This is a genomic window from Mycolicibacter icosiumassiliensis, assembly GCF_900078685.2.
Lineage (GTDB): Bacteria > Actinomycetota > Actinomycetes > Mycobacteriales > Mycobacteriaceae > Mycobacterium > Mycobacterium icosiumassiliensis.
The window spans coordinates 3,815,134-3,835,790 of the sequence record NZ_LT546166.1 but is presented as its reverse complement, the minus strand read 5'-3'; the positions used below and the strand labels follow the sequence as shown (position 1 = coordinate 3,835,790).

The 20,657-nt window shown below is 67.9% G+C and carries 19 protein-coding genes; 8 read left to right on the top strand and 11 right to left on the bottom strand.

The window, feature by feature from the left end; translation table 11 throughout:
- The first annotated feature begins 5 nt into the window (after window positions 1-5).
- Complete coding sequence (locus tag BN4346_RS48225; RefSeq protein WP_067975915.1) at window positions 6-824, top strand: patatin-like phospholipase family protein; 819 nt, start codon at window positions 6-8, stop codon at window positions 822-824.
- 57 nt (window positions 825-881) lie between these two features.
- Here the strand turns inward: BN4346_RS48225 and BN4346_RS42270 are convergent, their stop codons facing one another.
- Window positions 882-1,955 carry a patatin-like phospholipase family protein gene (locus tag BN4346_RS42270; RefSeq protein ID WP_067975914.1) on the bottom strand — a complete coding sequence of 358 codons (1,074 nt, stop codon included), beginning with the start codon at window positions 1,953-1,955 and terminating at the stop codon, window positions 882-884.
- 278 nt (window positions 1,956-2,233) lie between these two features.
- Between BN4346_RS42270 and BN4346_RS42265 the strand changes: the two genes are divergently transcribed.
- Together BN4346_RS42265 and BN4346_RS42260 are read left to right on the top strand one after the other, a co-directional pair.
- Window positions 2,234-2,779, top strand: coding sequence for a cysteine dioxygenase (locus tag BN4346_RS42265; protein ID WP_067975893.1), 546 nt, complete (start codon window positions 2,234-2,236; stop codon window positions 2,777-2,779).
- Window positions 2,776-3,252 carry a rhodanese-like domain-containing protein gene (locus BN4346_RS42260; protein ID WP_067975891.1) on the top strand — a complete coding sequence of 159 codons (477 nt, stop codon included), beginning with the start codon at window positions 2,776-2,778 and terminating at the stop codon, window positions 3,250-3,252. Before BN4346_RS42265 ends, BN4346_RS42260 begins: the two co-directional genes overlap by 4 nt.
- On the opposite strand, the gene BN4346_RS42255 is transcribed toward BN4346_RS42260, so the two are convergent.
- Genes BN4346_RS42255 through BN4346_RS42245 form a run of 3 tightly spaced genes read right to left on the bottom strand, consistent with a single transcriptional unit; the run spans window position 3,184 to window position 6,740 of the window.
- Window positions 3,184-4,884, bottom strand: coding sequence for an alpha/beta hydrolase (locus BN4346_RS42255; protein ID WP_067975888.1), 1,701 nt, complete (start codon window positions 4,882-4,884; stop codon window positions 3,184-3,186). The two genes, BN4346_RS42260 and BN4346_RS42255, sit on opposite strands and share 69 nt — an antisense overlap.
- Before the next feature lie 10 nt (window positions 4,885-4,894).
- Window positions 4,895-5,677, bottom strand: a complete 783-nt coding sequence (locus BN4346_RS42250; protein WP_067975885.1) for an enoyl-CoA hydratase — start codon at window positions 5,675-5,677, stop codon at window positions 4,895-4,897.
- Between the two features lie 10 nt (window positions 5,678-5,687).
- A complete protein-coding gene (locus BN4346_RS42245) occupies window positions 5,688-6,740 on the bottom strand; it encodes an enoyl-CoA hydratase/isomerase family protein (protein WP_067975882.1) in 1,053 nt (350 codons plus the stop codon).
- A gap of 158 nt (window positions 6,741-6,898) precedes the next feature.
- On the opposite strand from BN4346_RS42245, the gene BN4346_RS42240 reads away from it, so the two are divergent.
- Window positions 6,899-7,762 (top strand): Bax inhibitor-1/YccA family protein, encoded by an 864-nt coding sequence (locus tag BN4346_RS42240; protein WP_067975878.1) that lies wholly within the window; start codon window positions 6,899-6,901, stop codon window positions 7,760-7,762.
- A 238-nt stretch (window positions 7,763-8,000) separates the two neighbouring features.
- On the opposite strand, the gene BN4346_RS42235 is transcribed toward BN4346_RS42240, so the two are convergent.
- The 3 genes from BN4346_RS42235 to BN4346_RS42225 all read right to left on the bottom strand — a co-directional run bounded on the left by BN4346_RS42235 (window position 8,001) and on the right by BN4346_RS42225 (window position 13,727).
- A complete protein-coding gene (locus BN4346_RS42235; protein ID WP_067975875.1) occupies window positions 8,001-9,218 on the bottom strand; it encodes an acetyl-CoA C-acetyltransferase in 1,218 nt (405 codons plus the stop codon).
- 35 nt (window positions 9,219-9,253) lie between these two features.
- Entirely contained in the window at window positions 9,254-11,161 is a 1,908-nt protein-coding gene (locus BN4346_RS42230) for an IS1380 family transposase (protein ID WP_167666235.1), read from the bottom strand.
- 283 nt (window positions 11,162-11,444) lie between these two features.
- Complete coding sequence (locus tag BN4346_RS42225; protein WP_154677655.1) at window positions 11,445-13,727, bottom strand: putative transposase; 2,283 nt, start codon at window positions 13,725-13,727, stop codon at window positions 11,445-11,447.
- Window positions 13,728-13,864: 137 nt separating this feature from the next.
- Between BN4346_RS42225 and BN4346_RS42220 the strand changes: the two genes are divergently transcribed.
- The 4 genes from BN4346_RS42220 (at window position 13,865) to BN4346_RS42205 (ending at window position 17,191) form a co-directional block, all read left to right on the top strand.
- On the top strand, window positions 13,865-14,491 hold the full coding sequence (locus tag BN4346_RS42220; RefSeq protein ID WP_078058794.1) for an alpha/beta hydrolase: 627 nt from the start codon (window positions 13,865-13,867) through the stop codon (window positions 14,489-14,491).
- Window positions 14,492-14,537: 46 nt separating this feature from the next.
- Window positions 14,538-15,932, top strand: a complete 1,395-nt coding sequence (locus BN4346_RS42215; protein WP_067975913.1) for a cystathionine beta-synthase — start codon at window positions 14,538-14,540, stop codon at window positions 15,930-15,932.
- Window positions 15,933-16,060: 128 nt separating this feature from the next.
- Window positions 16,061-16,309 (top strand): hypothetical protein, encoded by a 249-nt coding sequence (locus tag BN4346_RS47855; protein WP_096867586.1) that lies wholly within the window; start codon window positions 16,061-16,063, stop codon window positions 16,307-16,309.
- 66 nt (window positions 16,310-16,375) lie between these two features.
- Complete coding sequence (locus BN4346_RS42205; RefSeq protein WP_067975867.1) at window positions 16,376-17,191, top strand: 8-oxoguanine DNA glycosylase OGG fold protein; 816 nt, start codon at window positions 16,376-16,378, stop codon at window positions 17,189-17,191.
- A gap of 58 nt (window positions 17,192-17,249) precedes the next feature.
- Here the strand turns inward: BN4346_RS42205 and BN4346_RS42200 are convergent, their stop codons facing one another.
- The 4 genes from BN4346_RS42200 to BN4346_RS42185 form a co-directional block, all read right to left on the bottom strand.
- Complete coding sequence (locus BN4346_RS42200; protein ID WP_067975864.1) at window positions 17,250-17,531, bottom strand: hypothetical protein; 282 nt, start codon at window positions 17,529-17,531, stop codon at window positions 17,250-17,252.
- A complete protein-coding gene (locus BN4346_RS42195) occupies window positions 17,516-18,205 on the bottom strand; it encodes a hypothetical protein (protein WP_067975862.1) in 690 nt (229 codons plus the stop codon). Before BN4346_RS42195 ends, BN4346_RS42200 begins: the two co-directional genes overlap by 16 nt.
- A 98-nt stretch (window positions 18,206-18,303) precedes the next feature.
- Window positions 18,304-19,257 (bottom strand): coiled-coil domain-containing protein, encoded by a 954-nt coding sequence (locus BN4346_RS42190; protein ID WP_067975859.1) that lies wholly within the window; start codon window positions 19,255-19,257, stop codon window positions 18,304-18,306.
- A gap of 9 nt (window positions 19,258-19,266) precedes the next feature.
- Window positions 19,267-20,334 (bottom strand): rep protein, encoded by a 1,068-nt coding sequence (locus BN4346_RS42185; RefSeq protein ID WP_096867584.1) that lies wholly within the window; start codon window positions 20,332-20,334, stop codon window positions 19,267-19,269.
- Between the last annotated feature and the right edge of the window lie 323 nt (window positions 20,335-20,657).

Here is a 20,657-nt window from a genome sequence, read left to right as displayed (position 1 = left end):
GTGCCCTGGTGCTCGGCGGTGGTGGAGAAGCGGGCATCGCCTGGGAGACCGGTGTGCTGTGCGGAATCGCCGACGAATCGCCCGACACCGCACGGGAACTGCTGGAATCCGCGGTACTGGTGGGGACGTCGGCCGGGTCGGCGGTGGCCGCCCAGATCAGCAGCGGGCTGGGGCTGGAGCAGTTGTACGCCCGCCAGATCGCCGAGACCTCCTCGGAGATCGATCCTGGCGTCGGTGCCGACGAGCTGACCGAGCTGTTCGTCGCGGCGATCACCGAACCCAACACCACCACCGCGCAGAAGCTGCAAGGTATCGGCGCGGTTGCCCTGGCGGCGCAGACGGTTGCCGCACCGGTGCGGCGGGCCATCATCGCCGACCGTTTGCCGTCGCACGACTGGCCCGAGCGCACGCTGCGGATCACCGCGATCGACATCGACACCGGGGAGCTGACGGTCTTCGACCGCGACTCGGGGGTGGAACTCATCGACGCGGTGGCGGCCAGCTGTGCGGTGCCGGGTGCTTGGCCTCCGGTGGAGCTCGGCACGCGCCGCTATATGGACGGCGGTGTGCGCAGCACGGTCAACCTCGATGTGGCCGCCGATTGTGACGAGGCCGTGCTGCTGGTGCCCACCGGTGGCGGTGTCGACGGCGAGATCGCGGCGTTCGACGGTCGGGTGTGCGCCGTGCTCGCCGACGATGACGCGCTGCGTGCCTTCGGCGGCAATCCGCTGGACCCGGCGTGCCGGTTGCCGTCGGCGCAGGCCGGACGCGAACAGGGCCGACGGCAGGCCGGCGCGATCGCTGAGTTCCTGGCCAACGGCTAGGGCTGCGACGATCGCGAGCGCGACGGAGTCGGGCGCTGCGGGGCGTCGCCATTGGGGTCAGGGCGATTTCGCGGCGTCGAGGGCGCGAGCGGCAAGCTCGCGGCCCACGTCGACCAACTCCGCGGCGCGGTGAAAGTCCAGGCTGCGGCAGGCGACGCGGGGCACTTCGATCAGCAGATCGGGCGGGTGCGACGCCAGCTGGTGGCGGGCCAGTGCCGCCTGGGCAATATCGATGGTTCGGTTCATCACCTCGAAGCTGCCGAGCTTGGGCACTTCGGGAGTCAAGGAGTCCTCGTCCTCGCCGGGCCCATGCGGCGGTCCCAGCTTCGCCTCTCCTGCGTCGAGACTCGCTGAACCGCCGGGTTCGGACTCGCCACTGCTGAACCGGTCCAGGATCGCCCGTGCCGTCGGCCGGTCCAACAGCGACCGCGCCCCGCTGGTGTCCAGCAGCGCAGATGTACTGCGCCACATGCGATTCAACCGACCGGCCGGCACGCCCTTCTCTGGGTCGTCAGCGACCGTTCCGGCGGGCGCTGGGCCGGCGGCGCTCGGGTCGCCGCCGTTAAGGCTCACCGCCAGCGTCAGGTCGGCGTTGACCGCGCTCAACGGTGCCATCGGCAGCGGGTCGAGGATGCCGCCGTCGGCGAGCAGGCGACCATCGACCACGTGCGGTGCGATCACCCCGGGAATGGCGATCGAGGCTCGGATGGCAGTGTCGACCGGTCCGCGCTGCAGCCACACCGACCGGCCCGCGATCAGATCGGTCGCCACCGCGGTGAAGGGAACTGGCAGCTCTTCGATATCGATATCGCCCAGGATGTCGCGGACGACATCGAGGATCTTCTCCGCCCGCAGCACCCCCGCCGCGGTGAACGACGGATCCAGCAGGCGCAGCACCGCGCCCTGGGTCAGCGACTTGGCCCACTCGGCGAATTCGTCGAGGTGTCCGGCAGCCTGCAGACCACCGACCAGCGCACCCATCGACGACCCAGAGATCCCGACGATGTCGAAGCCGCGGTCGCGCAGCTCGGCGATCACCCCGATGTGGGCATAGCCGCGTGCGCCGCCGCTGCCCAGCACCAGCGCCACCCGGGGTGCCCGGTTCACGCGGGATTCCGCAGCAGAGGTCATGTGCACCATTTTGCGGGCTGCGCCGCGCCAGTTCTTTCTGTCATCGCGATTACAACCGTAGTACCAACAGGAAAGAGCAGGTCACAGCGGGTATTGCCGTGCCGGGAGGGCCGCAACCGCCGCCCCGGAGAGTGACGCGCTGACGCATCGGGCTCCGCACCCGGATAGCATGGCCGCTGTGATGGAGCACGTGCGATTCCCGGGTTGTTGTTGCCGCAGCTGAACGCTGCCGCCAACCCCTTTCTCGAATCCACCCCATCCTCTTGGAGTACTGACCCATGGTTATCGCCGATCCCATTGCGCTGCGGCGCCCGGCCGCCCGGCCACGCGCGTTGCGCCTGCCCGACCTCTTACAGACCACCGACCTGGCCGCCGAGGCGGTGCTGCAAGGCCGCTACAACCACCTGCTGCCCGCATCGGGGCTGCCCGAGGACCAGCGTTGGTTCGCCCGAATCCACGGTGACGAGCGACTCGACATCTGGCTGATCAGCTGGGTGCCGGAGCACGCCACCGAACTGCATGATCACGGCGACTCGCTGGGCGCGCTGACCGTGCTGTCCGGCTCATTGGATGAGTTCCATTGGAATGGTCGCGAGCTGGCGCAACGACGGCTGGACGCGGGGGACCAGGCCGCGTTCACCCAGGGCTGGGTGCACGACGTCGTCTGGGCGCCGCCGACAAACCAGTTCGAACCGGCCGCCCCGACGCTGAGCGTGCACGCGTACTCGCCGCCACTGGCGGAAATGTCCTACTACGACGTCGCGCCGGACCATACTTTGCGCAGGCAGCGCACCGAACTCACCCAGCACCCGGAGGCGTCATGACCACAACCCACGTCACCAGCCGCATTGACCACGTGCTCGAAGCGGCCCGCGCCAGGCTGCACCGGCTGAGCGCTGATGAAGTGCCCGAGGCGCTGCGCAACGGCGCATACCTGGTCGACATCCGGCCGGCGGCCCAGCGCGCGGCCGAAGGCCAAGTGCCGGAAGCGCTGGTGATCGAGCGCAATGTGCTGGAGTGGCGCTGCGACCCGACCAGCGACGCTCGGCTGCCGCAGGCGGTCGACGACGACGTGCAGTGGATCATCCTGTGCTCGCAGGGCTACACCTCGAGCCTGGCCGCGGCTGCGCTGCAGGACTTGGGGCTGCACCGCGCCACCGATGTGATCGGCGGCTATCAGGCCCTGGCCGCCGTCGGGGAGCTGGTGGAGCCGGCCCCACTCGCAGCACTAAGCGTTGGAGTGCAGCAGGGGGCGGAGTCGTTCAGTCTTCTCCGGGGTCCACGTCGCTGGATGTAGGATCGCCGCCCACGCATTGGCGGCATCGGCGACGTAGCTGTGGCCATGGCCGTCCGGCACGTCGATCGCCACCGCCATGTCGGCCGAGACCTGCAGGAACGTCACGATGGGGGTCCAGTGCACCTGCGGCAGCACATCGTAGCCGCGGGGCTCTTTTAGCCAGTCCGGCTTGTGGTACAGCAGGTCCGGATGCCACCAGGCGATCGGGTCGGAGGCGTGCTGTAGGTACACGACCCGGGGCGTATCCGGTGCGCCCCAAGGGTTGTCGGGGCGTGCCAGGTCTTCCGGGCGAGCGACGAACCGCACGGCGCGGCCGTCGTGGTAGATCGGCAGCCACTGCGGGGAACCGGGATCGCGGTTGAGGGTCAGGTCGGTCCAGATGGTGTTCTGAAACGTCGGGCCGGAGAACAACGCACCGTCGGTACGCGCCAGCACATTGTTGAGGCTCATGAAGGAGGCCTCACCGCCGAAGGAGCCGAGGCTCTCACCGAACACCACCAGCTTGGGGCGCTGCGCCTCCGGCAGCGCCCGCACCTGTTTGTCGACGGCCTCGAACAAAGCCTGGCCGGCCTGGCGTGCGTTCTCCTTGTCGACCAGGAACGACAGCCAGCTGGGCAGGAACGAATACTGCATGCTCACGATCGCGGTGTCGCCGTTGAACATGTATTCCAGCGCCGAGGCCTCCGCCTCGTTGATCCAGCCGGTGCCCGTCGTGGTGGCCACGGCCACCACCGCGCGGTTCAGTCCGCCGGTGCGGACCAGTTCGGCCGCGGCCAGCTCCGCGGTCTCCTTGATCCCGTGGGCCGAATTCAGGCCGGCGTAGGCCCGAATCGGTTCGGTGGCCGGTGTGCCGTTGAACTCGCTGAGTTGCGCGACGGTGGGTCCACTCGCGACGAAGATGCGGCCCTGATGGCCCAGCGACTCCCAGGCGGCCAGTGACTCCGGCCCGCCGGAGCGCAGCCGGGTCAACGGGGCGGCCCGGTCGGGGCTGGTCTCCTCATTGACCGAAGCGAAGGTGCTGTTCATGACGTGCATTGCGGTCTTGAGCACCAGACCGTTGAGCACCGCCACAAACAGGGCGATTAGCAATGACACCGCGACCACGGCCGAAACCCGCGGTGGGGCAATCCGTTCGAGCTGGCGCATCAGGAAGCGGATCAGCATCCGGATCAGTTGGCCGATCTCGACCAGGATGAACAGCGTGACCACCGCTATCGCGCCGGCTTGGGGGTAGTTGTACCACGTCAGCCGCGGCACACCCATCAGGTCGCGCATCTGGTCTTGCCAGCCGTGGATCGACAGGATCACCCCGGCATGGATGATCACTGCGATTGGGATGAGCACCCGCCAGGCCCAGCGCGGGGCCGGCGGGCTGGTGTCCTTTGAGCGCATGTAGCGGACCAGCCAGACGCTGAACACCCCTAGGGCGTAGCCGATGGCGCCGGAGCCGCCGCTGACCAACCCCTGGAACAGTGGCCCGCGCGGCAGCAGCGACGGGGTGAGTGACAGCCACAGGAACACCAGGCCCACCGCGGTGCCGGTGAACGTGTAGTGCCGGACCCACCACGGTGCGTGCTCGGTCGCTTCCGGGGCGGTTTCCGCGGTGGCGGTGTCGGTGGCTGTCGCGCTCATCGGGGCCTACTCAGCGGTGGGTGAAGTTCGGCGGGCGCTTCTCGGTGAACGCCGCCATGCCCTCGGTCTGGTCATCGGTGGCGAACGCCGAGTGGAACAGCCGGCGCTCGTAGAGCAGTCCTTCGGCCAACGTGGATTCGAAGGCCCGGTTGACCGCTTCCTTGGCCATCCGGGCGGCCGACAGGCTCATCCCCGCGATGGTGGCGGCGACCTTGCCGGCTTCGGCCAATAGGTCGTCGGCCGGTACCACGCGGGACACCAGGCCGGACCGCTCGGCCTCGGCGGCGTCGATGGTGCGACCGGTCAGGATCAGGTCCATCGCCTTGGCCTTGCCGATGGCCCGGGTCAGGCGCTGGGAGCCGCCCATGCCGGGCAGCACACCCAGCTTGATCTCCGGCTGGCCGAACTTGGCGGTGTCGGCGGCGATCAGCAGGTCGCACATCATCGCCAGTTCGCAGCCGCCGCCCAGGGCGTGCCCGGCCACCGCGGCGATGGTCGGGGTGCGTACCGCGGCCAGCTTGGACCAGGCGGCGAAGAAGTCGGCGGCGAACACCTCGGCGAAACTCAGATCGGCCATCTCCTTGATGTCCGCTCCGGCGGCGAACGCCTTGGCGCTACCGGTGATGATGATCGCCCCAATGCCGGGATCGGCATCGAATTCAGCTGCGGCGGCGGTGACTTCATTCATCACCTGGCTGTTGAGCGCGTTGAGCGCCTGCGGCCGATTCAGCGTGATGGTGCCGACGCGGCCGTCGCGGTCGACGAGGATGGTCTCAAACTTGTTCTGGCTCATCAGTGCCTCCTTAGAAGGTCAGGTCGGGTTCGGCGGAAACGAAATAGCTTTCGATGTCGGCGGCGGTCACCTCGGCCAGCGTCGCCGGCGACCACTGCGGATTGCGGTCCTTGTCGACCAACTGGGCGCGGATTCCCTCCACCAGATCATGCGAGCGCAGCGACGCGCACGACACCCGGTACTCCTGAATCAGAACTTCTTCCAGGTTGGCGAGCTGGCTCGCCCGGCGCACCGCTTCCAACGTCACCGCGCACGCGACCGGGGAGCGGGTGCCGATCAGTTCGGCCGCGGCGTTGGCGTCGGGGCTGGCGTGGCCGGCCAGCGCAGCCACGGTCTGCGCGACGGTGTCGTGCGCGTAGCACTCGTCGATCCAGTCACGTTGTGCGGCAAGCTGACTCGGCGGCGCCTCGACCGCGTGTGCGGCCAGGGCACGGTCCACTCCGTCGGCGATGATCGCCGCGGTGAAGGCCTGCAACGACGCGTGCGGCACGTAGTGGTCGGCGAAACCCAGCGCGATGGCGTCCGGCCCGGAGAACGGCGCCCCGGTCAGGGCCGCGTGCAGGCCGAGCTGGCCGGGGGAGCGCGACAGCAGATAGGTGCCGCCGACGTCGGGGATGAAACCGATACCGACCTCGGGCATCGCCATCTTGGTGGTGTCGGTGACCACCCGGACGTTGGCGTGCGCCCCGACCCCGACGCCGCCGCCCATCACGATGCCGTCCATCAACGACACATACGGCTTTGCGAATCCGCCGATCTGCGCGTTCAGCAGGTACTCGTCGTACCAGAAACGGCGCGCGTCGGCGCCGTCGGCTTTGGCGCTGTGATAGATCGCGACCACGTCGCCGCCGGCGCACAGGCCGCGCTCGCCGGCCCCGGTGAGCACCACCGCCGTGACCGCAGGATCGTCGGCCCAGCTAGACAGTGCCGCGGTCATCGCGGTCACCATCGGCAGGTTCAGCGAGTTGATCGCCTTCGGGCGGTTGAGTGTCAGCAGACCGACCCCGTGGTCAACGTGGGCCAGGACCTCGGGGCTCGGGCTACCGTCAGATTCGCCTGTCACGCCTTCGCAATGTAGATCCTTAGGCGCGGTCACTGATCCGCGGGTAAGGTTTGGCAGCAGAGCGGCCCGAACGCCGTCGGGAACTCCGGCGGGTCGGGAAACGTTGATCCAGTATTCGTAAACCCTTAGCTTCATAGCCCCAGGAGAGGATCGGGACGGTGCGGGAGACCAGCAACCCGGTATTTCGTTCGTTGCCCAAACAGGGCGGCTACGCGCAGTTCGGAACCGGCTTAGGACAAGCCACAGCCGGTGCGACTCAGCAGGTGAGTCAGACCTACCAGGTCGACCCGTCGCTGGCGCAGTACCAGCAGCGGGAGGTCACTCGCCCGCTGACCATCGATGACGTCGTCACCAAGACCGGCATCACGCTCGGCGTGCTGAGCCTGTCGGCGATCGTCTCCTTCTTCTTGGTGGCGTCCAACCAGGCGCTGGCCGGGCCGCTGACGTTCGTCGGCGCGTTCGGCGGTCTGGCTCTGGTTCTGGTTGCCACGCTGGGTCGCAAGCAGGACAACAAAGCGCTGGTGCTGAGCTACGCGGTGCTGGAGGGCCTGTTCCTGGGGGCCATCTCCTGGGTGCTGACGGCCTTCACGGTGGGGACCGGCAACGCCGGCTCACTGATCGGCCAGGCCGTGATGGGCACCCTCGGGGTGTTCGGCGGGATGCTCGTGGTCTACAAGACCGGCGCCATCCGGGTCACCCCGAAGTTCACCCGGATGCTCGTCGCCGGCATGTTCGGCGTGCTGGCCCTGATGATCGGCAACCTGGTGCTGTCGATGTTCGGTGTCGGCGGCGGCGAGGGTCTGGGCCTGCGCAGCGGCGGCACCCTGTCGATCATCTTCTCGCTGGTGTGCATCGGTATCGCCGCCTTCAGCTTCCTGATCGACTTCGACGCGGCCGACCAGCTGATCCGGGCCGGCGCGCCCGAGAAGGCCGCCTGGGGCATCGCCCTTGGCCTGACCGTCACCCTGGTCTGGCTGTACCTGGAGATCCTGCGTCTGCTCAGCTACTTCCAGAGCGAGTGACCCGCTAGCTTTCCCCGTTGGTTCTGCGCTGAGGGCGCAAAAGTGCGAGTGCACCCGCCCTCAGCGCAGAGCCATTTTTTGTGTCGGTGGCCCCGGGCAGCGCCGAACACCGGGGCTACGACGTGGTCCGCCGCGTCCGCCAGGCGTGGGACGCGCTGAGGCAAAAATGACTTTGCGCCCAGGGCGGGGGTTGGTTACTCGAACTTTCCCGCCCTGAGCGCAGCATCAACGGTAAGCGTCAGGAGAGGCGCTCGACCACCATGGCCATGCCCTGGCCGCCGCCAACACACATGGTCTCCACGCCGAACTGCTTGTCGTGGGTGGCCAGGTTGTTCAGCAGGGTGGCGGTGATCCGGGCACCGGTCATACCGAACGGGTGGCCCAGGGCGATCGCCCCGCCGGACACGTTCAGCTTGTCCTCGTCGATGCCCAGCTCGCGGGCCGAGCCGAGCACCTGCACCGCGAAGGCCTCGTTGATCTCGAACAGGTCGATGTCGGAGACCGACATCTTGGCGTTCGCCAGTGCCTTCTTGACGGCCTCGATCGGGCCCAGGCCCATGATCTCCGGCGACAGGCCCGACACCCCGGTGGAGACGATCCGGGCCAGCGGCTTCAGGCCCAGCTCCTTGGCCTTGGTGTCGCTGGTGATGATCACGGCGGCGGCACCGTCGTTCAGCGGGCAGGCGTTGCCGGCGGTGATTGTGCCGTTGGGCCGGAACACCGGCTTGAGCTGGCTGATCTTCTCGTAGGTGGTGCCGGCGCGCGGGCCGTCGTCGGTGCTCACCACGGTGCCGTCGGGCAGCGTGACCGGCGAGATCTCGCGGGCGAAGAAGCCGCTGTTGATGGCCTCCTCGGCGCGGTTCTGGCTGCGCACGCCCCAGTGGTCCTGGTCCTCGCGGCTGATCCCGGTGTGCAGCACGACGTTCTCGGCGGTCTGGCCCATCGCGATGTAGACGTCGGGCAGCAGGCCGTCGGCGCGCGGGTCGTGCCACTCGGTGGCGCCGGCCGCGGCGGCCTCGGAGCGGGCCACGGCGTCGTTGAACAGCGGGTTCTTGCTGTTCGGGGCACCGTCGGCGGCACCGATGGCGAACTGCGAGACGGTTTCCACACCGGCGGAAATGAACGCGTGACCCTCGCCGGCCTTGATCGCGTGGAACGCCATCCGGGTGGTCTGCAGCGACGACGAGCAGTACCGGTTCACCGTGGTGCCGGGCAGGAAGTCGTAGCCGAGCAGCACCGAGACCACGCGGCCGATGTTGTAGCCCGAGGCGCCGCCCGGCTGACCACAGCCCATCATCAGGTCATCGATTTCGCGCGGGTCCAACGCAGGCACCTTGTCCAGGGCCGCGCGCACCATCTGGGCGGCCAGGTCGTCGGGCCGCATGGTGACCAGGGAACCCTTACCGGCCCGGCCGATCGGCGAACGCGCAGTTGAGACGATTACAGCTTCAGGCACTTCTGGCTCCTTGAGATCGGGTAATAGAGCCGAATCTAGCCCGACGAGGCCACCACACGGGAATCGGGCCGGTCCAGCACAGCGCAGAGCGCCGGGATCATTTGGCCCGCCGCCAGGGCGTAACCCGCCGCCGACGGGTGGTACTGGTCCGCGGCGAACAGCAGTTGGGGGCTGTCATGGAACTCCGGTGCCCGGAAGTCGGCGAAGGGCACGGCGATACCGCCGGCTGCCTTGACTGCCAGGGTCTGGGCCCGGGCCAGCTGGCACGCTCGTGCGTGGGCGACCCAGCGCAGCGGCCGCGGGATCGCGCTGATCGCACCGAACTTGGGGCAGGTGCCCACGATCACCACCGCGCCGCTGGCGCGCAGTCGCTGCACCGCGGCACGCAGCCGCTGCACCGATCCGGCGATGCTGTTCAGGGCGGTGACGTCATTGGCGCCGATCATGATTACCGCCACATCCGGTGGCGGACCGGCGACGAACATCGCGTCCACCTGCCCGGCCAGGCCATTGGAGGTGGCGCCCACAATTGCTTTGGTGCTCAACCGAATCCCCAAGACGCGGTGGAACGCGGTTTCCAGTTGGGTTGCCCAGGGCCAGGTTTGGGGTATTCGCAGGATCTGTTTGCGGGAATGTTTGATGATGCGGGCCGCGGTGTGCAGCAGCCGGTAGCGCAGGGTCTGTGGTTCGGCGGCGGCCAGGGCGCCGTCGAGGAGCAGCAGCCGGGTCCAGCACAGCAGGTCGACGGCCAGGGCGACTGCGCCCACCCACGCGCGGTTCATCGCATAGGACGATGACGGCCATTTAGCCAGCCCGGTGTCTTTGGCGCAACGGATGAATCCTTCGACGCGGGCATGGACGCGGTGGCGGGCTTCCAGACGCTGGGCTTGCCCGCCGGCGGTGTTGGTGGCCAGCGGCTGGTAGCGATAGCCGTTGGTCTGCTCGAACAGCGACAGCTGGGCTCCGGTCTCGATGGGTTCGCGGCGCACCAGGATCCGCATCCCCGCAGGCCAGGCGGCCAGTTTGTCACCGCCGTGGCTTTCCCGCAGCAGGCCGGTGACCTCGGCGACCTGTGCGTCCTCGCGCGGCTTGCCGGTGGCATCCAGTGCTGGTTCCCACCCGGTCTCGGGCAGCAGCGCCAGCGCGGCACGCACCCGGGCATCCAGGTCGAAGCCGACCGAATACTGGACGCTGTAGCCGGCGCGGGTGTTGAGCTTGGTGATGTGCTCGATCACCTTGTGGCTGGAGCCCGCACCGTCGATGGTGATCAGCAGGTTGTGCCGCCACGTGGCGGGGATCGCGGCGATCGCGGCGTCGATGATGGCGATGTGATCGGCGGCGGTGTTGGAGCCGGCGTTACCGGCTCGCGGGATGATGGCCAGCAGCTCGCCGGTGTTGTCACACCACGCGGTCAACGGATGAAAACCCCAACCGCCCTTGAAATTTCCCGCTGCCGATTCCTTATCGGAGTACGAGGTGATCAAGGTGGCGTCGATGCGGATGCAGATCGCATCATCGAGATCGCCGTAGCAGGTCCGCACCGGCGGAATCTTCCCCTGGCGGGCCGCGATGCGCTCCCATACCCGGGCGCGGACCCGACCCCGCGCCAGCGCCAGCCGCTTCAGCGCCGCGTCGTCGATTTCGTTGAGTGCCCGCCATGCCGTGGTGGTCGAGGCGACCGGCCCGAACACCCGTTTCTGATCGCCCAGGACCGCGATGTCGCAGATGCTGGTCGCGCCGTCGGCGATCGACACGGCCAGATCCCGCATCACCGCTCCCCGGTCGTGGACCACGTCGGGCCGGTACAGCGCATCCGACAAAGCGCCGGTCAGGCCCGTCTTATCGGCCAGCATGCGGGTGATCACGCTGCCGGTGTGTGACACCACATCGTCGCCGCGCACCTCCACGTCGAGCCGCCGGGACCATCCTGTTGTAGCCTGCATCTGAAAGGTGCACCCAATCTGTGGATTTTCCGAGCCTTAACAACCCTGATTATCCTTGAGCGAGTGCACTTTTCGCGTCTACGACACCATGAACCCGCCTACCGCCGTGAAAAATCCAGGTAAACGATGTTCCATTTGGGCTAGGAACGCCAGTCGATGTGCAGACGATGCGCAGTGTATCCACAGACTCCCTGTCTCGATTGACAGACTGCTGGACGGATGGCAGGACTCACCCCTGATTTGATGCACACTCGGGCATCGTGTTCAGGACTCCTGACATAGCTCAGTAATTGGTGTGCGGTCGTCGGTGGGATTTGATGCTGTAGCGCAGGGTGAGGTCGGTGCCGGGGTAGACGGTGTTGGTGTCGTTGAGCACGTGGCAGAGCTCATCGATGGCGGCGGTGTGCCGTGGTGCGGGCAGTGGATCGAGTCGGATGTGCAAGGTGTTGGTGGCGGTATCGGCGATGATGTCGCCGGAGCCGGCCAGTGCGGTGCGGATCAGGGTGTGGGCTTCGTCGTCGGCGCGGCTGTAGCCGGTGTTGGTGATGATCGCCCGGGCCAGGGATTGCGCGGTGTTGTAGGCCGCGATGCGGATGGCGTGGTGGATCAGTTTCGTTTCGGTGTCCAGAACTTGCTGGCCTGGGTTGACCTGGGCCAGGGGTAGGCGGGCGGGTATTGCTTTGTGCGCGTCCAGTGCCGCGTCGAGGTCGTCGTGGGCGGTGTTGGCCTCGGTGTTGATGGTTTTGATCATCGTGTTGGTGATCACGGTGGTGGTCCCCGGTGGCGGTGAGGAAGCGGTGAGCAGGGCACGGTCGCGGGTGGTTTCGGCCAGATGCAGTGCCCGTCGGGCTTTTTCGACTTGTTGGTAGGCGGGCTTTTTGGCCGGGTTGGGCACCATGCGGGCCTGGTCGTCGTCGTGGGCGCTATAGGTGTCGTGGGAGTCGAAGTCGAAATGCATGCGGGCGTAACGGTAGTGGTTCTCCTGGCGCCAGCGTGATCCCATCCGGTAGCGGATCTCGGCGGCGGGCAGATCACGCCGGGTGGTCAAGATGTGCATCTGACGCTCACGTGCGCTGTCGTAGAGGCTGATCTGGCGCATCGCGAACACCTGCCCGGCGCGTTGGCCTTCGGTGGTGGCCAGTTCGGTTTCGGTGTCGGCGAGGCGCCAGGTGTGGACGCGGCCACGCTCATCGGTGTGGCTGTGTTCGACAAACTTGTGTTGGTCGATGTCGACGGTTTTGCCTTTACGCCACGTCAGCGTGTCGAATCCGGCGGCGTCCAGATCGGCGAACAGTGCCGGTGACCAGCCGCCGCGATCGAACCCGACCAGCACCCGGCGCCCGTCGCCGACGAGGTCACGCATCTGCGGGATCAGCCGGCGCAGCTCAGCGGCCAGCGAGGCCGCCGGTTCGGCCATCACCACCAACAGCGGGTCCCCGGCCCCGTCGGTGACCCAGGTTTCCACGGTGGCCGGGGCGGGGAACTTCAACCGCGGCACATGGGTTTTGGCGATCTTGCGCCGGCCCTGATAGGCGCGGACATGCCCGTCGACATAGAACACACCGGCCTGCTCGGGGCGCTCGGTGACATGACGCCCGGCCATCGCGGTGATCCAGTCGCCGGCTTTGCCGGCCTCGGCGAGCAACCCGATCTTGCGGCGGATCGTTTTGACCTCCGGGGCCCGATCCAACCCCAGCACCCGCCCGAAGGCGACCGGATCGATGCGGGCCGCGCCCTCGGCGCGGGCCTGGCCGATCAGGGCACGAAACACGCCCTCGCACAACATCGCATCCAGCGAGTAAAAACCGTTGGGCAGTTGTCCGTAGACACGGTGGGCGCATTCGAGCAGCCCGGTGCCCGCCAGCGCGGGCAACCCCAGCAGCAGCCCCGCCAGCGGTGCCCGCGCACACGGACCGAACACCGGCGGCGCCGACTCGATCAGCCCGAACCGTGCCAACACCCGCTCACCGGAACGCGGCACCGGATCGGCCAAAACCGGTGCTTGCACGGGTGTGGTCAGATCACTGGAGGTCACCGCGGCGCAGTCGTTTTCGACCTCCGAATCGGGTTCGGGCTCGGTGGAGCCGTCCGACACCGCTGAGGAGCAAACCGGATCGGCGTCGGCATCGGTGAGCAACAGTGCGACGCGGATGCTGCCGTGCGACAACCCGGTTTGCGCGGCAATGGCGCGATAGGACGCCCCGTCGTCGCGCAGACCGCGAATTGTTGCCATGGTGTCATCGGTGAGCTTCGACTTGCGTTTGGGGCCTTTGGGTTCACCGAGCAATCCCGCCACACCAGCGTCGCTGAGTTGGGCGTCCCACCGTCGCACCGTGGCCGGTTTCACCGTGAACGCCTCGGCCACCTGCAACTGGGTGGCGGCCTTGATCCGCACCAGCGACACCGCCGCGAACCGGCGCCCTGCGGCGTCGCCGGCGTCCCAGGCGTAGGCCAGGTTGCCGTGCACGAACACCCGACCGCCGTCATCGTCTTCGATGATCGCCGCGGCGGCACCGATGCCACGCGCGCTCTCGGGCGCCAGCGGCAGGGGCGGCTGTGCGGTCATCATGGTCATCATTCACCGTCTCAGATATCGCAATAAATAGCTCTATCTATTATCGACCATCATGATCCGAATTACGCAGTGACACACCGGGAAACCCGCAGATCAAAGCACAAAATTACCGGCCAGCAACCGCAACCATGTCAGGAGTCCTGGTGGTGGAGTACCGGATGATCCCCAAGTACTCCATCGCCGACGCGATCGACGACTGCTACGACGCCTACCGCTGGCTACGCCGTCAGGGCTACCAGCCGGACCAGATTGTGCTGGCAGGGGATTCGGCCGGCGGCTACCTGTCGCTGGCGCTCGCCGAGCGGTTGCTGGAGGAGGGTTTGAACGGGGGAGAGGCGGACATGCCGGCCGCGATCGTCGCGCTGTCGCCGCTGCTGGAGATCGCCAAGGAAGCCAAGAAGGCACACCCCAACATCCACACCGGTGCGGAGTTCCCGCCCAAGGCATTCGACGCGTTCGTCGAACTGATCGAGGCCGCGGCCCGCCGCGACCGCACCCACGGCAGTGACGTTCTCGAACCGCTGCAACACGTCAAGCCAGGACTTCCACGCACCCTGATCCACGTCTCCGGCTCCGAGGTGTTGCTGCACGACGCCCGGCTGGGGGCCAAGGTGCTCGCGGCCGCCGGTGTTCCAGTGGAGCTGCGGGTGTGGCCCGGCCAGATTCACGTCTTCCAGATCGCCGCCCCGTTCGTGCCGGAGGCCACCCGCTCGTTGCGCCAGATCGGCGAATACATCCGGGAAGCTACCGGCTAGGCAGGCCGTGGCCCGGCGAACCGAACCGCCTGAGACGATGGCAGACATGCGGATAGCGCGCCATATCAGTGACCTCATCGGCAACACCCCGCTCGTCGAGCTGAATTCGATCGTTCCTCCCGGCGCCGGCCGGGTGGTGGCCAAGGTCGAGTACCTCAACCCGGGTGCCAGCTCCAAGGACCGCATCGCGGTGAAGATGATCGACGCGGCCGAGGCCAGCGGGGCGCTCAAGCCCGGCGGCACCATCGTCGAGCCCACCTCCGGCAACACCGGTGTCGGCCTGGCACTGGTGGCCCAACGCCGCGGTTACAAGTGCGTGTTCGTCTGCCCGGACAAGGTCAGCGAGGACAAGCAGAACGTGTTGCGGGCCTACGGCGCCGAGGTGGTGGTGTGCCCGACGGCGGTGCCGCCGGACGACCCGGCCAGCTACTACAGCGTCTCCAACCGGCTGGTCGAGGAGATCGACGGCGCCTGGAAGCCCGACCAGTACTCCAACCCCGCGGGCCCGGAGAGTCACTACGAGACCACAGGTCCGGAGATCTGGACCGACACCGACGGCCAGGTCACCCATTTCGTCGCCGGGATCGGAACCGGCGGCACCATCACCGGCACCGGTCGCTACCTCAAAGAGGTGTCGGAAGGCCGGGTGCAGATCATCGGTGCCGACCCGGAAGGCTCGGTGTACTCCGGTGGCACCGGCCGGCCGTATCTGGTCGAGGGAGTTGGCGAGGATTTCTGGCCGGCCGCCTACGACCCGAGCATTCCCGACGGCATCATCGCGGTGTCCGATGCGGATTCGTTCGACATGACCCGGCGGCTGGCCCGGGAGGAGGCGCTGCTGGTCGGCGGCTCCTGCGGGATGGCCGTGGTGGCGGCGGTGGAGACCGCCGTCAAAGCCGGCCCCGACTCGCTCGTCGTCGTCCTGTTGCCCGACGGCGGACGTGGCTACATGTCGAAGCTGTTCAATGACGCCTGGATGTCGTCCTACGGTTTCCTGCGGTCCCGGCTGGACGGTTCGACGGTGCAGCCCACGGTCGCCGACGTGCTGCTGGCCAAGTCGGGGGTGCTGCCAGACCTGGTGCACACCCATCCGGCCGAGACGCTGCGCGACGCCATCGGGATCCTGCGGGAGTACGGGGTGTCGCAGATGCCCGTCGTGGGCGCCGAACCGCCGGTGATGGCCGGCGAGGTAGCCGGCAGCGTGTCCGAGCGCGATCTGCTGTCCGCGGTGTTCGAGGGCCGCGCGAAGCTTGCCGACGCAGTGTCGCAGCACATGGGGCCGCCGCTGCCGCTGATCGGATCCGGTGAGGTCGTCGGTGTCGCCGCGACCACGCTGGCCGAGGTGGACGCGGTGATGGTGGTCGAGGACGGCAAACCGGTGGGCGTCATCACTCGTCACGACCTGTTGGGCTTTTTGTCCGACGGGCCACGCCGTCGATAAGGCGCTGACGTTCACTGTCCTGCGGTAGCGTTTGGACCATTCACCGACACGACCCGAAAGGGTGGAGATGACCGACTTTCCGCCGCCCCCGCAGGGCAACTACCCCTGCGGGGTGCTGGTTGGCCCGGGTGGCCGGTCGTAGCCACGGTGGTGTCGGGTGCGCCGACGTGGTGGTGTGTGCGTGTGCGGCCCGGCCGGGTGGCGGTTCGGTGTTGGCCCTGGCACCGGTTCTGGTGATGCCCAACTGGCTGGTCGGTTCGCACAGTTGCCGTGCGCTGTCGTGCGCTGGCCGGCGCGGCGACAGTACGGCGGTGGCGGCACGACTGTTGGTGGGCTGCCGGGCGGTCGCCGCACTGCCCACCGTGGTGTCGCGGTAGGGGTGGCGGCTGCCCACCAGAGCCAGCCGACAATGATTCGTCGTCGCGGGTGTGGGTGTGGGTGTAGTGGGCACGCCAACGATGGTGTCGGTCGTCGGGGTTTGGTTGTCGGTGGTGGGGGTCACGATGGGCGACATGGATGAACTCGACGCGCAACTGCAGCCGCCACAGGAGTGTGTGGCGTGGTGTCGTGCCCAGGACTACGCCTTGGTTGTCGGCGACGACATCGCCCCGGTCGACTTGGACTGGTGGAACACTCACCTGGCCGACCACAAGATCGGCGTCCGGTTGTGGGGTCGTGACGCCGATGGTCGCCCGGTCGACTCCGGTGCGGCGTTCCTGCGCCGTGATGACCTGCCCACCGGTGTACTGCCCGAGCAGGGGCCGCGGGAGTTGGGTGTGCTCTACCGGGGCGCGGCATGGTTGGCCGGCCACCCGCGCCGTCCGCGGGTCAAACGCTTCATCGACGTGCGCACCCCGGTGGCCGGGCGCGAACTCGACACGATCCTCGGCGGGCTTCGACTGTGCACCGATCAGCACCTCCTGGGTGGTGGTCGGGGTGATTGCGCGCCGTGGCCGGCCACCCCTGGTGTTGGGCCGGCCTTGTTGTCGCTGTATTGCTGGGCAGTGCTGCCCGAGGTGGTCGAGCGCCCGCAGCTGCTCGACCAGAACAGCCTGTCCACCCTGTGCCACCTGGGGTGGCTGCACACCCCGTCACTGCCGGCGTTCACCCGCCGCGGCTACCTGCGCTACTGCCAGCTGCTGCACTCCTGGGCCGGGCAGGTCGGTGTGCCCGCGGAGCTGGTCGAGATGTGGCTGTCGAGTAACTGGCAGCACCGTGTCCGCGCGGCGGGCCAGCACATCAGCACCGACGCCGGCTAACCAGGAGCGGGCGATGACCCGCACCGAACCGCAGCCCGCAGTAGTCTGCAGGGTCGCCTCACCGTGGTGCGGGGTTCTCGATGGGCCAGCGCAACAGGAACACCCCCAGGGCGTTGTCGATGGCCACGCCACGCTCTGTTGGCTCGTAGTCGGGCCGCAGGTTCCGGCAGAATTCGCTGCCGAGGATCCGTTCGACCTGCCGACGCTGTTTGAGGGTCGGCTCGGCGCGGGTCCGCAATTCATTCAGTAGCGCTTCGTCGGCTCCGCCCACGATATCGGTCACAACCTCACGGCACTCGGCAGGAAGGCCGTCAATCACGTTCATCACGGCGTCCTCCACCCGTTCTGATTGCGTGCCCACGTCGTCACGACCTTGCCTTCCTCGTTGAGGATCACCACTGCGTCCTTGCCCGTGTACATGTAGGTCCCATTATCTTGAAAAATCGGCGGTTCGACCGGGTTGGCGACCGCATCATTCATCGCAGCGTCCGATACCCCGTGACCGTCGCGGCCCTGTGCCTGCTGGCCGCCGTGCTCGGTCGTTCCAGAGATCCGCGTCGGCGGCGGAAACGGTGGCTCTGGAGCAGCAACGGGTGCTTCGCCTTCGATCGGAATGCCCAACTTCTTCAGCTGAGCCCTGAGTTCTGCCTCCCGCGCATTGAGCTCGTTGAACCTGGCGACACAAGCGTTGAACGGCCCCGGCGGCAGCAGGCCCACCTTCGCCGGGTCGCAACTCTGCCCATAGAGCGCTTTGTCGGTGTTGAGCTTGCTCCACGCCGCCCGTGCCTGCGCTTCGTCCATCTCCGCGACAGACGGCGGCACATCCAACGGCGGACGCGATCCCCATCCGGCCAACCGCATCGTGGGGTCGCGTCCGGTGTCGGGGCCTTGCGAAAACGTGGACTGGTTGATGCGCTCAGCCAGAATCCGGTCGGTTTGCGCGTACCGCTCGGCGGCGACCCCGATCTTTCCGGCCAAAGCTCCGGCTTGCTCGCGCGCCTGCCTCAAGTTCACAAGACCACCAGCCTAAGCGCCCTTGGCGACGTCAACTCCAAGTGACCGACACCCCGTCATCATGCAGGCGTGCCAGCTACGCCGGCGCTGGTGTGCGCTTACTGCGGTGGTGTGATGCCGTGCAGTTGCGCCCGGTAGGCCTCGGCGGTTTCGCGGGCAGCAGCCAGGGCTTGAGACAGTGCCGTGGCGCGCTCATCGGCGGCCTGCTGCAAAGCCTCCCGCTGTGCCCGCGCATCGGCGCGGACTTGTTCGAGGTCGTTGCGCAGTGCCGCGAGGGCGTGTTTGTCGGCGGTGGCTTGGGCCTGCAGTGCTGCCAGTTCACCGCGGGCGGTGGCGGCCTGGGCGCGGGCGTGTTCGGTGTCGGTGATCGCGGCGGCCAGCTGGTCGCGGGCGGTCGCGGCGGCGTGTTCGGCGTCGGTGTGGGCTTGCGAGAGTTGCGTGGTGAGTTCGTCACGCACCCGCACGGTTTCGGCGGTGGCGTCTTCGGCGGCAGCATCGGCTTCAGCGCGCAGGGTCTCGGCATTATCGGCGCGGCGTTCGGCGTCACGGCGTGCCCGCTCGGCGTCGGCGATGCGTTGTTCGGCGGCGGTGATCTTGGCCAGGGCATCACGGTGGGCATCAGCGACTTCAGCGCCGGCGGCTTCGACATCACCAGCAACCCGCAGCTCAGTAACCAGTGCGGTGAGGAAGTCCTGCAGGGCGTCGATGCGGGCGGGCAGTTGCTCGACCCGCTGCTCCAAAGAGACCCGTGCCAGCGATACCGGTGCCGCCGTCGTCGACAGCTCGCCTCCCTGCCCGCCAGCACCGGCACCGCCAGCACTGGTGGGGGTGGTGGCTTGTTCGGCGGCGCGGCGTGCTCGCCAGGCGGTGGCCCGGTTGTGCACCGGACCCCCATCAGGGTCGGGCTGCTCGCAGTACAGCGACGGCCGCCCGGTGCCCGGGTCCGGGCGCGTCGGCCGATCACAGCCCGGGAACCGACACACCCGCACCCCGCCGGCGGGGGTGCTCGTGGTGCCGGCGGTGCCCGATGCGGGGGTGCTGTCGTCGCTCATGTCCCAAGCCTAACCGTTACGTTCCGTTACGTCAACATATGACGCAACATTATTGACGTAACGGAACGAAAGTGGGGATGGTGGCGGGGCGGTTTCGGCATCGGGTGCGACGGGCGGTGCGGTGGTGCGGCGGCGGGTCGCGGCCAGGGCTTGGGTGAGGGCGGTGCGGGCGGCGGTGTGGCCGGGGCCGCCCAGGGCAGCGCGGGCGATGGTGCGGGCTTGGGCGTGCTCGGCGCGGGCGGCGACCTGGGCGGCCCACCGGGACTCCTGCGGGATGGGGGTCGTGGTGCCCGTGGTGGTCGCGGCTGGCCGTGGTGCGGTTTTTGTGTCGGGGCCGGCGGCGTAGCCGCCGTCGTTGCCTGCTGGAGGTGTCCAGTCGATCCGTTTGAGGCGAGAGGCGAGAAATGCTGCCGGGCAGCTGATCCGATCGGGCCAGGTGAAGCCGGTGGCAGCCATGTCGGTGTTGAGTGCGGTGGTGATCTGGCGGGCACTCCACACGGTGGGGTCGATGCCGGCGGCACTGAGCACATCGCAGATCGCCCCGGCATGGCCGTGGCCTAATCCGTGGCAGCCGGCGATGAGCCCGGCCGCTAGGCGCTGCAGCGCCAGCGGGCGGGGCTCGCGGCCGGTACGGCCCGTGGCCCGTTTTTTTGGTCGAGGGTTCTCCTGGCGGGCGCGCGGATGCGCGCTTGGTGAGTGCGTCCCTACGGGACTAGAAGTGCTAACTGCACCGCTTCGCGGTAGGTCGGGAAACTCCACAACCTGCGACAGGCCAACGGTGTGGTGGACAGGTTGTGGATGACGGGCCTGCGTGGAGGGTCGGTGGGGGGTCAGGTGGTAGATCGAGGGCCTGCGCCCGACTGTCGGAGTGGTGGGGGAGCCGTGGCCGCGTTGGGCCTCCACCGCCCAGCCGGCCACCCGTAGTACCCGCCAGGCCACGGTCACCGTGTCAGGGCTGCAACCGGCGGCGGTAGCGATGGTGGCGCGGGTGATGGCCACATGACGGCCGGTGGCGTGATCGGCATGGCCGGCCATCACCGTGGCGATCGCTACCAAAGTGGCCGCGGTGATCGACACCCCCTCACCGCGACACAACTGCGCTAGTTGTGGCGAACTCGCCCATGCCTGCACATCGGCCAACCACGACTGGCGGCTGCGCCACACCGGCACACTGGCTACGCACGCACCCGCACGGGTGATCCACGCCCGACGCTGTGACGCCGCTACACCACCATCAACGCGGGTGGAGTGTTGACCTGCGACAACACGCAGGCCAATACGATGCGGGCAAAGATACTGGTCACGGCTTAGCGCGTTGACTCGAAGCTGAGGCAGATATGCGCTACCGTGAGACGAGTCCTGCAAGACACGTCCCTTTCGGGGGGCACCGAAAGCCCTGG